The organism is Parabacteroides sp. HGS0025 (assembly GCF_000969845.1).
GTDB lineage: Bacteria > Bacteroidota > Bacteroidia > Bacteroidales > Tannerellaceae > Parabacteroides > Parabacteroides gordonii.
Window position 1 is genome coordinate 1,073,770 of record NZ_KQ033903.1, and the last position, 14,684, is coordinate 1,088,453.

At 35.1% G+C, this 14,684-nt stretch carries 11 protein-coding genes; 6 read left to right on the forward strand and 5 right to left on the reverse strand.

What is annotated here, in order from left to right; genetic code table 11:
- Positions 1-2: 2 nt before the first annotated feature.
- Positions 3-782 (reverse strand): radical SAM protein, encoded by a 780-nt coding sequence (locus HMPREF1212_RS21175; RefSeq protein ID WP_046150991.1) that lies wholly within the window; start codon positions 780-782, stop codon positions 3-5.
- Between the two features lie 478 nt (positions 783-1,260).
- On the opposite strand from HMPREF1212_RS21175, the gene HMPREF1212_RS21180 reads away from it, so the two are divergent.
- Positions 1,261-2,700 (forward strand): MBOAT family O-acyltransferase, encoded by a 1,440-nt coding sequence (locus HMPREF1212_RS21180; RefSeq protein WP_046151276.1) that lies wholly within the window; start codon positions 1,261-1,263, stop codon positions 2,698-2,700.
- 6 nt (positions 2,701-2,706) lie between these two features.
- The gene (locus HMPREF1212_RS21185; RefSeq protein ID WP_046150992.1) at positions 2,707-3,600 is read left to right on the forward strand and encodes a DUF1574 family protein; all 894 of its coding nucleotides are present in this window, start codon (positions 2,707-2,709) and stop codon (positions 3,598-3,600) included.
- Positions 3,601-3,661: 61 nt separating this feature from the next.
- Here the strand turns inward: HMPREF1212_RS21185 and HMPREF1212_RS21190 are convergent, their stop codons facing one another.
- The gene (locus HMPREF1212_RS21190) at positions 3,662-5,725 is read right to left on the reverse strand and encodes a helix-hairpin-helix domain-containing protein (RefSeq protein ID WP_046150993.1); all 2,064 of its coding nucleotides are present in this window, start codon (positions 5,723-5,725) and stop codon (positions 3,662-3,664) included.
- 12 nt (positions 5,726-5,737) lie between these two features.
- A complete protein-coding gene (locus tag HMPREF1212_RS21195; protein WP_046150994.1) occupies positions 5,738-6,544 on the reverse strand; it encodes a PorV/PorQ family protein in 807 nt (268 codons plus the stop codon).
- A gap of 257 nt (positions 6,545-6,801) precedes the next feature.
- Here HMPREF1212_RS21195 and HMPREF1212_RS21200 point away from each other — a divergent pair, with 257 nt between their 5' ends.
- Positions 6,802-7,374 (forward strand): DUF4294 domain-containing protein, encoded by a 573-nt coding sequence (locus HMPREF1212_RS21200; RefSeq protein ID WP_369800849.1) that lies wholly within the window; start codon positions 6,802-6,804, stop codon positions 7,372-7,374.
- Here HMPREF1212_RS21200 and HMPREF1212_RS21205 read toward each other — a convergent pair.
- Positions 7,366-7,896 carry an RNA methyltransferase gene (locus HMPREF1212_RS21205; protein ID WP_028730008.1) on the reverse strand — a complete coding sequence of 177 codons (531 nt, stop codon included), beginning with the start codon at positions 7,894-7,896 and terminating at the stop codon, positions 7,366-7,368. The two genes, HMPREF1212_RS21200 and HMPREF1212_RS21205, sit on opposite strands and share 9 nt — an antisense overlap.
- A gap of 1,009 nt (positions 7,897-8,905) precedes the next feature.
- Between HMPREF1212_RS21205 and nadA the strand changes: the two genes are divergently transcribed.
- Genes nadA through HMPREF1212_RS21220 form a run of 3 tightly spaced genes read left to right on the forward strand, consistent with a single transcriptional unit; the run spans position 8,906 to position 12,368 of the window.
- Positions 8,906-9,892 (forward strand): quinolinate synthase NadA, encoded by a 987-nt coding sequence (gene nadA, locus HMPREF1212_RS21210; RefSeq protein ID WP_028730007.1) that lies wholly within the window; start codon positions 8,906-8,908, stop codon positions 9,890-9,892.
- 37 nt (positions 9,893-9,929) lie between these two features.
- The gene (locus tag HMPREF1212_RS21215; protein WP_028730006.1) at positions 9,930-11,390 is read left to right on the forward strand and encodes an MBOAT family O-acyltransferase; all 1,461 of its coding nucleotides are present in this window, start codon (positions 9,930-9,932) and stop codon (positions 11,388-11,390) included.
- Between the two features lie 6 nt (positions 11,391-11,396).
- Positions 11,397-12,368 (forward strand): SGNH/GDSL hydrolase family protein, encoded by a 972-nt coding sequence (locus HMPREF1212_RS21220; protein ID WP_046150995.1) that lies wholly within the window; start codon positions 11,397-11,399, stop codon positions 12,366-12,368.
- Here the strand turns inward: HMPREF1212_RS21220 and HMPREF1212_RS21225 are convergent.
- Positions 12,352-14,682, reverse strand: a complete 2,331-nt coding sequence (locus HMPREF1212_RS21225; protein ID WP_046150996.1) for a type IX secretion system anionic LPS delivery protein PorZ — start codon at positions 14,680-14,682, stop codon at positions 12,352-12,354. The genes HMPREF1212_RS21220 and HMPREF1212_RS21225 overlap by 17 nt on opposite strands.
- Positions 14,683-14,684: the final 2 nt, after the last annotated feature.

Here is a 14,684-nt window from a genome sequence, read left to right on the forward strand (position 1 = left end):
TATCAATAGGAAACCGTTACATCGAAGCCTTCTTTGCGGGCACAATCGGCTATTTCATCCAATGTTTCTTTTGAAACTTTCTGAAGACCTTTCAGCGGAGTTTCACGTTCGATGGTATAGATCATTACCTGTTTCGGTTTTATTCTCTTCAGAGCCTCGAGCCAGCCTTCCAGTTCCGTTTCTGTGGTGTTATCAACCGACTGACCGTTAACTTCCCCTTTCAGAAACATGGTCTGGATGATCAGGTTTCCTTCGAAACGGCAAAGTTGTACCATCAATCTGTCGAATGTAAATGCGGGAGAATTCGGAACATTCAACTGTTGTATACGGCTGTCCAGTACAGAGTCGAGTTTAAGGATATTATCTTCGATCTTATTCAATGCCCGGAATACACCTTCTTTATGAAGCATTGTCGAATTCGATAAAACCGCAATCTTTGCCTTCGGGAAAAAACGGTTACGGGTAGCAATCGTATCTTCAATAACTCCTTCAAACTGAGGATGCATGGTTGGTTCCCCATTACCTGCAAAAGTAATCACATCGGGAGCAATCCCTTCACTTTGCATAGTTGATAACTTTTGTATCAATGCTTCTTTCACCTCTTCACGAGTCGGCAGTTTAGTATGCGTACGGCGTTCTCCATTCAGGCCGCATTCGCAATAAATACAATCGAAAGAACAAAGCTTCCCGTCCACCGGAAGCAAATTCATACCCAAAGAAACTCCCAACCGACGGCTGTGCACCGGGCCGAATACTATCTTATCAAAGAGAATTGTTGACATAATTATATTGGTTTTTATCTATCAAGTTCTTTATATAACAAAGAACACTCCCATATTTCCATAAATTATGGATGCAAAGCTACAAAAGACGCTAATACTACCAATGAAGAAGCATATAAAAATTAGATAATTATCCATTACTTTATTAAAACATAATTTATTATTAATTAAACAGATGATGAAATTATGTTTCGCTATTTTTGTAATTAAATATAATCGCGCTATCAGCGATATTTATAATAGAAAGCGTCTGGCTTTATTCTTTTCAATTTATATTTCATAGTTTATAGTATTATTTACTCGCTACTATTTCGCGTTTACCTGTTCATAGGTAAGCGTGTATATATTAGCGCGTATAAACTATGTATTATAAATTATGAGAATGAACTATTGAATAAATAAATCTGGTCAATTCCTACGTTTTCTTTCTTAACAATTGTCACTTCAGGGAGTTGAGGACAGTAATTGTTTACTTATTGTGCTATTTAATTCTATAGAGTTTATCTTCTTCCTGCCAATCATATTCCTATTGTATTGGTTAGCAAATAAGAATTTAAAGTGGCAAAACTGTCTTGTTATACTGGCAAGCTATATATTTTATGGCTGGTGGGATGTTCGTTTTCTTCTTCTTATCATACTGACCAGTGCCTTTTGTTTTGTCAGTGGCCTGCTTATCGAACAAGCTGAAGGCCACCGAAATAAACAAAAGATAATCAATACGATTAATATATTACTTAATATTGGCATCCTGGGGACTTTCAAATACTTTGATTTCTTCAGTGCAAATATTAAAGTAGCATTGAATGCACTGGGATTTGGACCGGATTGGATTACATTAGATATACTTCTTCCTGTTGGTATAAGTTTTTATACCCTTCAAGCATTAAGTTATAGTATCGACGTATATCAAAAGAAAATATCCGCTTGTCATGATCCAGTTGCATTTTTTGCTTTTGTCAGCTTTTTTCCACAATTAGTAGCAGGCCCTATAGAAAGAGCTACCGGCTTACTTCCTCAATTTTACAAACAACGTACATTCGATTATCATAAGGCAATAGATGGTTGTCAGCAGATGTTATGGGGGTTTTTCAAGAAAATGATAATTGCAGATAACTGTGCAATAGCAGTCAATGAAATCTGGAACAGCTATCAATACCAAAGTAGTTTTACTCTTCTGCTTGGAGGTATTTTATTTGCTTTTCAAATATATGGAGATTTTTCCGGATATTCGGATATTGCTATCGGATGTTCCCGCTTATTTGGTATCGATTTAATGAAGAATTTCAATTATCCTTATTTTTCAAGAGACATTTCTGAGTTTTGGAGACGTTGGCATATTTCATTAAGTACTTGGTTTCGCGATTATATTTATATACCTCTGGGTGGAAGTCGCTGCCAGAAAACGAAAGCAATAAGAAATACATTTATCATATTCATTATCAGCGGACTTTGGCATGGGGCAAACTGGACATTTATAGTATGGGGTATTTATCATGCACTCTTATTCATACCTCTCCTATTACTCAACAAAAACCGAAGATATACAAAAAACATTGTAGCCGAAGGCAAATTATTACCTTCTTTGAAAGAAACCGTACAAGTACTTTTAACATTCTTCTTTGTCGTTATTGGATGGATTATTTTTCGGGCAAACAATATAACCGAAGCATCTGACTATTTGTTACGGATTCTTTCTCCCTCTTTGTTTGAAATATCATTTCCATACGGTAAACGAGCCCTGATATATTGTCTGTTGTTATTTATCATTGAATGGATACAGCGGGAAAAAGAACATGGTTTACAGATAAATGGGGAAATAAAATCACCTGCAATCCGCTGGGGAATTTATTATATACTGATTTTTGTAATTGTCTTTTTACAAGGTACACCTACTGACTTTATTTACTTTCAATTCTGATTTGTCATGAAAAACTTTATAAAACAATTGGTTATTTTTATCATTCCCCTTATAGTGATATTCATCATATTAGAGTATGCAATCCGGCAAATACCAAATACTTACAAATATAAAAATGAATGGATGTTACAACATGCCGACAATTTGAATACGCTCATAGTGGGTAATTCACATTGCATGTCGGGAATCAATCCTTCCTTTTTAACGAACAATGCTTTTAACTTCGCAAACTCTTCTCAGGATCTGGAGCGTGACTATTTTATATTGACTAAATATGAAGACATATATGCTGAATTAAAACAAGTGATTCTTTCTTTTTCTTATTGTACGCTTCAGGATAAAATGGATTATACAGATAAGCCACGTTTAAAATATTACGGGATTTATATAGGATATGAAAAATACAAATACAGTATGGAAATCACAAGCAACATTACTTATGAAAAAGTAAGGGAATATTTAAGAGATGGTTCTCTACAATGCTCTCCATTAGGATTCAGAGTGAATATTCCTTCAAAAGACGATTTGAACATAAGTGGCATAAAAGCAGCAAAACGGCATACGCTAAATAATCAGGAAAGTTTGACCGATAATCTTAAATTTCTGAATAAGATCATTCAGTTTTGCGAAAACCGGCAGATAAAATTAATCCTCGTTACTACACCAACCTGGCACACTTACTATGAACACCTGGATGAACATCAGCTTAATCAAATATATTCCATAGCAACAGAGATAACTGAAGATCACAAAAATGTATTCTATCTTGATTTTCTGAAAGATATTAGATTCAATGATAAAGACTTTAGCGATGGCGATCATTTATCAGAAGAAGGAGCTGAAAAATTCACTAAAATATTGAAGGACTCTCTTGACCATACCTTCAAAATAAAATTATAAGATTTAGAAATAAAAAAATCATACAATATTTCAGTGAATTATTAAAGCCACAAAACCTATTCTAAAATTTATATCTTAGGAGAACATACATATCTGTTTTATTATGTCCTTCTATTTCTTCCTGGTCTGTACCTATCAAGTCCCGGTCTGTATAATAAGTATGAGCCAATTTAGCTGAAAGGGATAACTTTTTCAACAGATCCCAACGAAAGGAAACAGAAAGTCGGATACCTTTTCCATAAAAAGAAGGCATATTGAAAGCATAAAGAATATTCTTTTCATAGGAACTTATCCGACTGTAATAATCATCAGTATGAAAGTAACCAATATAAAAATCAGACTGAAAGGGAAGGGAAGACGGTTTCCAGCCTGCACTCTGCGAAACCATCCATCCAAAGCTATGTTTACCTTTATGTTCATCATAATAAACACCATCTACCGAAGTTTTCAACATCCATGCCGGTTGCGATCCATATAATAGTTGAAACCGGAAACGTTGCTGTGAATAAGGTAATATACTTTGTGTCGATTCATTTTCCAGTGTCTGGTTCTTTTCCTTCTTTCTATATTTATAACGCACATAAGCTGCAAGATTCTTACCCGAATTATAATCCAATTGTACCATGTATTCCTTCCCAGAAGAAGGTGAGTCAACTCCATATTTTAACCAGGGAAAACGAAATAAGTCCGCATATAAGGATAGTTTAAAATGAGCGAACGGTGTCCATTGCATTCCGGTATAAACACCCTGTTCGTTCTGAACGGTAGAGTTCTGACCAAAAGCATTTCCAAAGAAAGCTTGATAACGTCTGTCATAATAACGATGGAGCAATAATAACGATAAATAGGAGACAGGCGTCAATTGGAAAGCATTCAAAGTAGCTATTGCCTTATTGGATGATACGGCTGTTTCTCCATAAAACTTAAGCTTATTCGTTTTCAACATATAATCTACACTGATGTTCATATTCCTGTTTCCACGAAAATAAAAAAGATTGTACGGTTTTAAATCCGGCTGTATCTGATAATTCCCAAAAGAATAGGATAGTGCGGTTACTCCAAAATGAACATGAGAAGTTGCATATCGAATATTTCCTCCATACGTATGCATAGGTACTGTCCGTAACTTCTCCCGGTCACGTACCAACCGATGCAGACCATCTGTTTTAAACGAACTTACTTCGTAGTTATTAACACCTGCGTCCAGTTTCCTAAAAGAATAGAACAGGCTGATATCAAAATCTTTAATTGAAATGGTAGAAGCCACTCCACGAAAATAGTCATTTTCATTCGTTGAAAAGTGACGGCGAAATCCATTTGTACGTCGTTCAGCCTGAGCTACAATAGAACTGCGGCTAGGAGAGAAATCATTACTGATAACCAATCCCTGCCCAAAAGATATCTTATAATCACCGACTGCAAGACTTTTCAACCACTTATTCATATCTTTCAAAAAAAGATGTACCGAATAATAATCATATCCTTTATGATATTGGTTCCAAAAAGGTTCACCGGCATCTTTTTCCGCTACAACTCCAAATTGAAACCTTTCATCGAAAGCATATGAATAACGAAGGGAATGATAGAAAGGTTCACCCAAATATTTCCGGTTCGGATATTGCTGTAAAATACTATCCGGATATGAACAATATCCCTTTTTCTGTTGAAAACATTGATCATATCTGATTTGTAATTCATTAGAACCATACTTCAACATGTTCTTAACAGAAAATGGACGTTTATCAACAGAAATATCTGCAATATAAACAAAAGAGAGTAAAAGTGATATTGTCTGGAAATCTAACCCTTCGACATTTTTCAGTTCATAAAGAGTTACCAACTTTCCATACTTGTTCCGGTAAAAGATAATCTGTTCTATTTGCTGATCCGATAAAAAGGGCAGACGACTTAACTCCTCTTTAGTTACACTATTCAGTTCAAAAGGATGTTCAGCCAGATAAGAAAGGTCGGAATAAAGATTTTCAATACGAGCTTCATCATCTGTTTCAGAAGCCATTTCTTCTATATATTCCATCCACTTATCAACAGAGTATATATTCTGACTATTAAGATGATAACTGTTTATCAACAGATATACCAACAGGGTTATAAACAACTTTTTCATAGTTATATAGTTTTAAAATGAGTATTTCAAACCTATCCCGGTACTAATACCTAATACAGGGTGATATACGGTCGCAACATCAACAGTGAAACCTAAAAAGCAATATCCGACACCGATAGTGGGTAACAGAGGAATCGCCTTCATCCCTGCCCGCACATAGAATTGTTTATACAATTGATATTCTAAGCCGACACTACCGGTTAAAGTAACCTGTTTATTCGTTTCCATATTTCCTGTTATCAACAAGCTGTTAATTACTTCCCATTGAAAACCTATTTGTAAAGAATATCCTGTAAAAGAATCTATTTCAGTACTTTCTTTCTTAACAGCAACAGAAGGAAAATCCATTATCAACATTCCAATCAACAGTTTTTCAACCGGAGAATAACTGATACCAACATCAGTCGACAAGCGTTGCGGATGTTCTTCCGTCAATTCTGTCTGTATTATTGAATACTGGATACTTACACCTATACTCCATTTCTCATTTAAAGATCTTCCTAAGAAAAGCCGGAACATACTTTCCCTATGCCGATCGTAACCGAAAGAAGAGATATTAACACCGATTGGAAGAGTTTTGTTAGGATAAGAAAATGAGAAGTTAATAATTCCCAGTTCTTTTAATCCATAACGATTAAAATAGTTGATATCAATACTTTGATAGCTAGACAAACCGATTAATGCCGGATTAAAAAGATAAGATTGAGTTACTGCACATTCACCCATTCCCATGCTACGCATGTCCGGTAAACGCAAGTTATTAACAGCATACAAACAAGGGAAAACTCCCAATAACAGGGATAGAATTAATAGTTTCATAGATAAGATATTTTTGGTTGTTAATATATAAGTGCAATTAAATGCTAACAATATTATTCAATGTTCATAGTCAATTTGTTTTGTTATAATTCAGAATTGCCACAAATATAATGAAACTTATTAAGTTGACAACTTATTAACAAGTAAATCATCATTTCCATATAATTAGTCAAATTCTGTAAAACCTGCACAGGCTATTACTAAATCACCTATTTTTGTAGGCTATGACAAAGGTGAGATGGTATAAGATTGTGGTTATGTTTTTACTCTGTGTTACAGCTGGTCAAGCACAGAAACTAAAAATAAACACACTTCCCGAAGGAGTGCAAAGAGCTTATCTGGACGGGAAGGATACGGTTCCCGTTGTCAATCTTCAGGAAGTATTTATATTTCCGCAGATGCGTTTTAAGAACAATCGTGAACAACAGAAATATAATAAACTGGTTCGAGATGTAAAACGCACATTACCCTATGCCAAAATGGTATATGAAACTTTAATAGAGACATACGAATATATGGAAACGCTCCCTGATGACAAAGCACGCCAGGAACATTTGAAACGTATGGAAAAAGATCTGTTCAAAGAATATAAACCGGAGCTTAAAAAGCTGACCTTCTCACAAGGTAAATTACTTATCAAGCTGATTGACAGGGAATGTAACCAATCCAGTTATAACTTGTTGAAAGCTTACCTGGGCGGTTTCAGGGCAGGCTTCTGGAATTTGTTTGCCGGAATGTTCGGAGCCAGCCTGAAATCCGAATACGACCCGAAAGGAAAAGATGCCATGACCGAACGGGTCGTTATTATGGTTGAAAGAGGATTAATCTGATAATTGCTTAAAGAAATCCCAGATAACAATTCCGGTCGTTACCGATACATTCAGCGAGTGTTTAGTTCCGTATTGGGGTATTTCAATACACATATCACAGTTATCAACAACAGATTGTTGAACGCCTTTTACTTCGTTTCCCATGATAACAGCATATTTTTTATCTCTGTCTAACAGCAATTTATCAAGCATAACACTACCTTCAGCCTGTTCTACTGCACAAACGATATACCCTTGTTGTTTCAGGTTATCAACAGCATCATGTGTATCTTTAAAATATTTCCAGTCTACAGTTTCTTCAGCTCCTAAAGCTGTCTTATGGATCTCCGCATGGGGCGGACAAGCCGTAATACCACATAAATAAATAGCCTCTACCTTAAAGGCATCTGAAGTACGAAAGACAGATCCGACATTATTCAGACTCCTAACATGGTCGAGCACAACGATTAACGGTATCTTCTTACTTTCTTTAAAGGCCTCCGGAGTAAGACGGTTCAGTTCTGTTATTTTTAATTTACGCATAACTCTTTTCTTTAGCTGCAAAAGTAGCTAATTAATGTGGATATGCCGTTGAAAAGGTATTGATAAGTAGTGAACAGAAAATGAAAAAAAGTTCTTGCATTATTCAGATTCTTATCTATACTCCTCCTCATTCCGAACACACAACATTTATAACCTATTATTTATGAAGAGCTATTAACAGTGGTTATACACGTATCAACACCCATCAACAGAGATAAACTTTTTCACATGACCAGTTATCAACATAAAACTAATAAAGTCCATAAAATAAAGAAGAACAGTACAAAAGCTATCTTTTATATTGTTGGTATCGTTTTGATAAGTAGTTCATATACTTTAATAACTCCTCAGGCAAGTATTGTAACAAAAATGTATTAACTGTTTCAACAGCATATCATATACATCATATTTTATTTTTAAATTAAAGATTAATATTAATATAATATATAATTGTGGATAACTAGGAGAGAGGCAAGGAAGAACCGGTAGCATTATCGAAGACCGATCTACTCTTTTACAATTTCATATCAGGTATTGAAGTCGGGTAGGATAAGAGTTGTATCACAATATATGATACTCCATTATTACAATATATGCTAAACCAGTATCATATATTGTGATACTATTCTTATAACTTGTGAACATCTGGTTGGTAAACAGTGATAAAATTAGTTTGTTTTAGTCATTGAAGATATTGTATAAGAGAATTATCGGAATGGCTGATAACTATGAATCGATACTTTCCCCGTTCTTTTAAAGATTGTTTTACACTGCTTTCGATGGCTGAAATGAATAAAGTTTTTACCTTTGCACATTATCAACAGTGAGTTGATAAGTATATTAATATAAAGATTATCAGCTATAAAGCCTGATGATAACTTTGTTGATATACTATTTATATCCTCGGAATGAGGTATGGGCGATTATTATATGAACCATTTTAACAGGATATTATATACATCCTATTTATCTTTAGAATTAAAATTAAGAATAATATAATAGATAAATCATGTTGACAAATCAATCGATCGGATATATGGATGCACCGGTTCCCAAAGATATGGATCTGAAGGAAGCCATTGATAAACTTCGCAAAGAAAAGAACGCTATTATTTTAGCGCATTATTATCAAACTGGTGATATACAGGATATAGCAGACTTTGTTGGGGATAGTTTGGCTTTAGCCCAGTGGGCTGCCAAGACTACGGCAGATATAATAGTTCTCTGTGGCGTTCATTTTATGGGTGAAACGGCTAAGATATTGTGTCCGGATAAAAAAGTTCTGGTTCCTGACCTGAATGCCGGCTGTTCTCTGGCAGATAGTTGTCCGGCTCCGGAATTTGCTGAATTTGTAAAGCAGCATCCGGATCATGTGGTTATTTCGTATGTAAATACGACAGCTGCGGTAAAGGCTGTTACGGATGTGGTAGTGACTTCTACGAATGCCCGTCAGATCGTAGAAAGTTTTCCGGAAGGAACAAAGATGATCTTTGGCCCGGATCGTAACCTGGGGAATTATATAAACAGTATTACCGGACGTAATATGTTGCTTTGGGATGGTGCTTGCCATGTCCACGAAGAATTCTCGTTAGAAAAGATACTGGAAGTAAAGAAACAATACCCGGATGCGGATGTGATTACTCACCCGGAATGTAAACAGCCTATTATACAGGTGTCAGACTTCGTTGGTTCGACTGCCGCTCTTTTGAAGCATACTATCAAGTCGGATAAGAAACAGTTCATTGTAGCGACGGAAAGTGGTGTTATTCACGAAATGAGAAAAAAGAGTCCGGATAAAGAGTTTATTCCGGCTCCTCCCAATGATAGCACATGTGCCTGCAACGAATGTAATTTTATGCGTTTGAATACGATGGAGAAGCTTTATAACTGTCTGAAGTTTGAAATGCCTGAAATATTTGTGGACGAAGAGGTACAAAAGAAAGCAATCAGACCGATCAGAAAGATGCTGGAGATTTCTGAGAAGTTAGGATTATAATAGTATAATTGTCCCATCATCCGCAGAACAGAGTCGTATGTTATTTAATTCGATAGAGTTTCTAATTTATCTTCCTATTGTATTTTTGTTATACTGGTTTGTATTCAACAGGAAGATAAAATTACAAAATCTGTTTATAGTAATTGTCAGCTATCTGTTTTACGGATGGTGGGACTGGCGTTTTCTGATATTGATTGCATTTACTTCCTTTTGTAGCTGGTTGAGCGGTGTAGCGATTGAAAAGGCGAGAGAGGGAAACTCATTATCGGAAGATACGCCATCTGTCCGAAAGAAATGCAGATGGATAACCGGAACCAATATTTTCCTGAATTTAGCTATCCTAGGATTTTTTAAATACTTCAATTTCTTTGTTGATAACTTTGTTGAAGCTTTTTCATTTATAGGGATTGCTTTGCATAAATCAACCTTACAGATTATTCTTCCGGTTGGTATAAGTTTTTATACTTTCCAAGCTTTAAGCTATACGATCGATGTATATAGAAGGAGATTGAAACCTACTAAGGACATTGTAGCTTTCTTTGCTTTTGTAAGTTTTTTCCCTCAATTGGTTGCCGGGCCTATCGAAAGGGCTACTAATTTGTTGGTTCAGTTTTATAAACCGCGGGTGTTTACTTATGGGGAGGCTGTAGATGGTATGCGGCAAATCCTGTGGGGATTTTTTAAAAAGATGGTAATTGCTGATAACTGTGCATTGGTAGTCAATGATGTATTCGGTAATTATATGAATTATTCAGCCAGTACGTTGGTCTTAGGTGCTGTTTTGTTTGCTTTCCAGATATATGGGGATTTTTCCGGCTATTCGGATATTGCGATTGGTACAGCCCGGTTGTTCGGCATAACATTAAAGCAGAATTTCAACTATCCTTATTTTTCAAGAAATATTATTGATTTCTGGCGTAGATGGCATATCTCATTAAACACCTGGTTTGTTGATTATGTGTATATACCTTTGGGAGGTAGCAGAAAGGGCCAGTATAAACATATACGTAATATTCTGATTATATTCCTATTGAGTGGATTATGGCATGGAGCAAACTGGACATTTGTAACCTGGGGAATATATCATGGTCTTTTATTTATTCCTTTGTTATTGCTGGATAAGAGGAAACAAGCTGATTCTGGTATGTTTCCTCCCGTTGTTTCGATGTTAATTACTTTTGGGTTCGTTACCCTGGGATGGATCGTGTTCAGGGCAGAAACGCTTTCTGTTGCGTTCGATTATATTAATAATATATTTTCGTCTTCTTTGTTGAGAATACCTAAAGTGAGTGGTGCTAATAATGTAACTGCTATGTTATCACTCGCATTCATCGTTATTCTGTTGTGTGTAGAATGGGTGAACAGGAATAAACCTTTTGGGTTGGATATAGAGAATATACAAAGTTCATTTGTCAGATATTCAATCTATGCCGGTATACTCTTTTCTATTTATTTCTTTGGGGCTGATTCTTCCAATTTTATTTATTTTCAATTTTAAGAAGTTATGGAACTGACAGGTAAGCAGATAAAGAGGTTAGTATTTTTTCTATTATTTGTAATAGTTCTAATGGCCTGTTTGAATAGGGTAACTCCCTGCTTTTTCAGGATGCTGCCAAATGATTATGCCCGTACTAAACTTATACTGAATACAATAAGGGATACAACACAAACTCCTGAAGTTGTTATCTTCGGTAATAGCAGAGGGATGAGTGGAGTAGATGGTTATCTGTTGGAAAGGGAGTTGAGTGATCATCCTGTTGTATACAGTTTTACTTCTACCGGGCAGAAACTGAGTGAGAGTGCTTTATATTATACTTCTTTGCCTGCTTCTGTAAAAACGGTTATTCAATGTCTTGATATAGATGCTTTATCCAAGCCGCTTGATATGGATATACCTAATCAGGTTGCTTTACATATGTATGGTTATAAAATGGATGATCAGACAAAATTGTTGGTACCTGCCTTATATGACGAATTGAATAAATCGGACTGGTACTATAATTATAAGGCCAGGAATTGTTTGTTTTCAGGATTCTCATTTGTTCTTCGTAATCTGTTAGATGATGATGCACCTGAAAATTCTATAGACAATGAATTACGTTATCCGGCGTCTCAGGCTTCCTATAGAAATGAAGCTGTTTATCAACGTGGCCTGGATGAACAGAATAAAGAAAACAAGTTTGAAGCATATGAAATCACTGCTGAATGGAAACGGTTGCTAGAAGAGTCTTATGCTTTTTTTAAAGCGAAAAATATTCAATATTACCTGGTATTAATGCCGTACAATCCTGATATTATATCAGCAAAAAAGACTGAAAAGCAGGAAGCTCTTCAGTCTTATATAAATGAATTGGGATATATTCCCTATATAAATTGTTTTGATTTACTGGAAGCATCCGATTTTTATGATGCAATTCATCCTAATGATAAAGGAGCTAAAAAGATAACCAGGCAGATACTTATTTCACTACCATAATCTTGGTAACTACGCTTTCTTTGGCTTCCGGTGTAGCTGATAATACCAGATAAACTCCTGTCGCAACACGGCCTCCTTTTCTACTTCGGCAATCCCAGGTGAAAGTTCCTCCGGCAGATTTACCCTGATATATGATATTACCTCTCAGATCTGTAATTTTTACATTCGAATCGTTCATTAATCCGACAATTGTAACCCGGTCGCTATGTTCCGGACGCACAGGGTTTGGGTAAGCGTATACATTTGAATAGTCTTCTTTTCCCTCTGTAGCATCGCCCATATAAGATACCAGTCCATTTTCAGTACCAATAAAAACTTCTCCGGTCAGCTGATTTATTGTCAATGAATTAATCTGATTAGATGGGAGAGGAGAGTTAGCTGTTGTAAAGTTCTCAATAGTTTCCATGCCATCTTCGCTAACTAAAAATACACCGGAGCTTTGGGTAGCTATCCATTTACGGTTTCCACCGTCTACAGCAATAGCGTTTATTTGTTCTCCGTCCAGGAAGTTATAAGGAACATCGTTTATTTCATCGGCAGGACGAATAACCCGGCTACATCTTATCTCTTCCAGTTTAGCTTTGGGATTGGTACAGTAAATCGGGCCTCTATTAGTTCCAATCCAGACCTGTCCATTTTTATCTTCAGTAATGCAAAAGTAACCGCTGGCATCGATTGTACCGTTTATATCACTGAATGTTTTTACAAAACGATGTTCGTCATCGCCAGTATCGTCTATGGTTCCATTATCATCAAATATTAAAATGCCGGATTCATTTCCATAGGGAACATTAACCCATTTACGATTATCGGATGTGATTGTTATTTTATCAGCCAAATGGACGTTTGTAAAATCATTGAATTGAAAACTACCCCAGGTTCCGTCAGTTTTTAGTACTTTAAGAACGCTTTCAACTTCACAGTTTGTTGCCCATAAATTACCCTTATTATCAAAAGTTATACCACCTATACGGGTATAATCGTAAGGATTTAAATTTCCTTTGATAGTGTCTAATGCACTGTTTTTATAAGTATAGAGTTGTATAGCTTCTTTATCTTTTAGTTCGGCTATCCCTTCTCCATAAGATGAAATAAAATAATGTTCCGGATCTTCAGGGTCAACTGCTATCCCTGTATAATCCCAAAAATATCTGAATTTATTATTTATCTCATTTTCATCAAAATTAAACCATTTTCCATCTTCATATTCCATAAATGTTCCTGGTCTTCCCCAACGATTTGTCCAGCGACCTCCTCCGATAACTAATAATTTATTTTCATGTGTTGTCATGAAATAATTATAGTTACGTTTCGGATATTGTGTATCATTATTAGTATTTTCCAGAATGACTTGGTATTGATTATTTTTCTTTTGTATACCTTTTATTCCGTTTGTACCTGAAGCTATCCAGAATGTATTAGGATCTTTAAGAGATGCCACACAGTTTATAATACCTACATTGATAACATCTCTGTTAGAATTGGATAAAGAAGAATAAATATATAATTCAGAACTGGTATAAGATATTAGTTTATTGTTTTGAAGAACCATATCTTTCAGGTTATCATTTTTTAATAAACTTTTTACTGTACCGTCTGTCTGTTGATAATAAATACCGCTTTTGTTCTTTTGATTTTGATCGGCTAATAAACAAAGGTTATTTTGAAAGAAACATATTTGACTAATACTATCTGTGTCGAATTCAGATGAAGATAATGCATAAGTTTTCCATTCATTATAATCCAGTAAATTACTATCTAATGAAGCATATATTAAACCAGTAGCAGAAGCTGCATAGATATGGTCATTATTAATAGCAACAGAATATATTACTCTATTTAGTTTATAAGTATCTTTCACTTCTTTTTTATTCATATTCAGAACGATGATTCCAAAATCAGTGGATAGATAAGCAAATTCTTTATATAGGTAGATGCTATTGATAGTTTTATTTGTTACGCTTGAATTATCAAGTAGATAAGATAAGTTATATACACCATTTTCTCCTAATAGATCAATATTTCCGTTACTGTAAGTGATGAGTAAAGTATTTACTTCAGGATTAAAACTTATATGATTTATATCATTATCGCTTAAGCCTGTTTGTCTTGAATAATGAGTAATGCTATTATCTTCTTTGTTATAGCTATATAAAGAACCGTCTGCTACTGCATATACATGATTATTACCTTCGGTAATCTTTGTTGTTGTATAATAAGCTAGATAAGTATTCCATTCTCCTACACTTTTTTGAGCTATAATATAAGGGGCTGTAATACAAATTAATAAAAGAGTATATACTATTCTTCTCATAA

Coding starts and splice junctions, on each gene's coding strand:
- HMPREF1212_RS21175 (WP_046150991.1), bottom strand. CDS start 782: ATGTCAACAATTCTCTTTGATAAGATAGTATTCGGCCCGGTGCACAGC.
- HMPREF1212_RS21185 (WP_046150992.1), top strand. CDS start 2,707: ATGAAAAACTTTATAAAACAATTGGTTATTTTTATCATTCCCCTTATA.
- HMPREF1212_RS21190 (WP_046150993.1), bottom strand. CDS start 5,725: ATGAAAAAGTTGTTTATAACCCTGTTGGTATATCTGTTGATAAACAGT.
- HMPREF1212_RS21195 (WP_046150994.1), bottom strand. CDS start 6,544: ATGAAACTATTAATTCTATCCCTGTTATTGGGAGTTTTCCCTTGTTTG.
- HMPREF1212_RS21200 (WP_369800849.1), top strand. CDS start 6,802: ATGTTTTTACTCTGTGTTACAGCTGGTCAAGCACAGAAACTAAAAATA.
- HMPREF1212_RS21205 (WP_028730008.1), bottom strand. CDS start 7,896: ATGCGTAAATTAAAAATAACAGAACTGAACCGTCTTACTCCGGAGGCC.
- nadA (WP_028730007.1), top strand. CDS start 8,906: ATGTTGACAAATCAATCGATCGGATATATGGATGCACCGGTTCCCAAA.
- HMPREF1212_RS21215 (WP_028730006.1), top strand. CDS start 9,930: ATGTTATTTAATTCGATAGAGTTTCTAATTTATCTTCCTATTGTATTT.
- HMPREF1212_RS21220 (WP_046150995.1), top strand. CDS start 11,397: ATGGAACTGACAGGTAAGCAGATAAAGAGGTTAGTATTTTTTCTATTA.
- HMPREF1212_RS21225 (WP_046150996.1), bottom strand. CDS start 14,682: ATGAGAAGAATAGTATATACTCTTTTATTAATTTGTATTACAGCCCCT.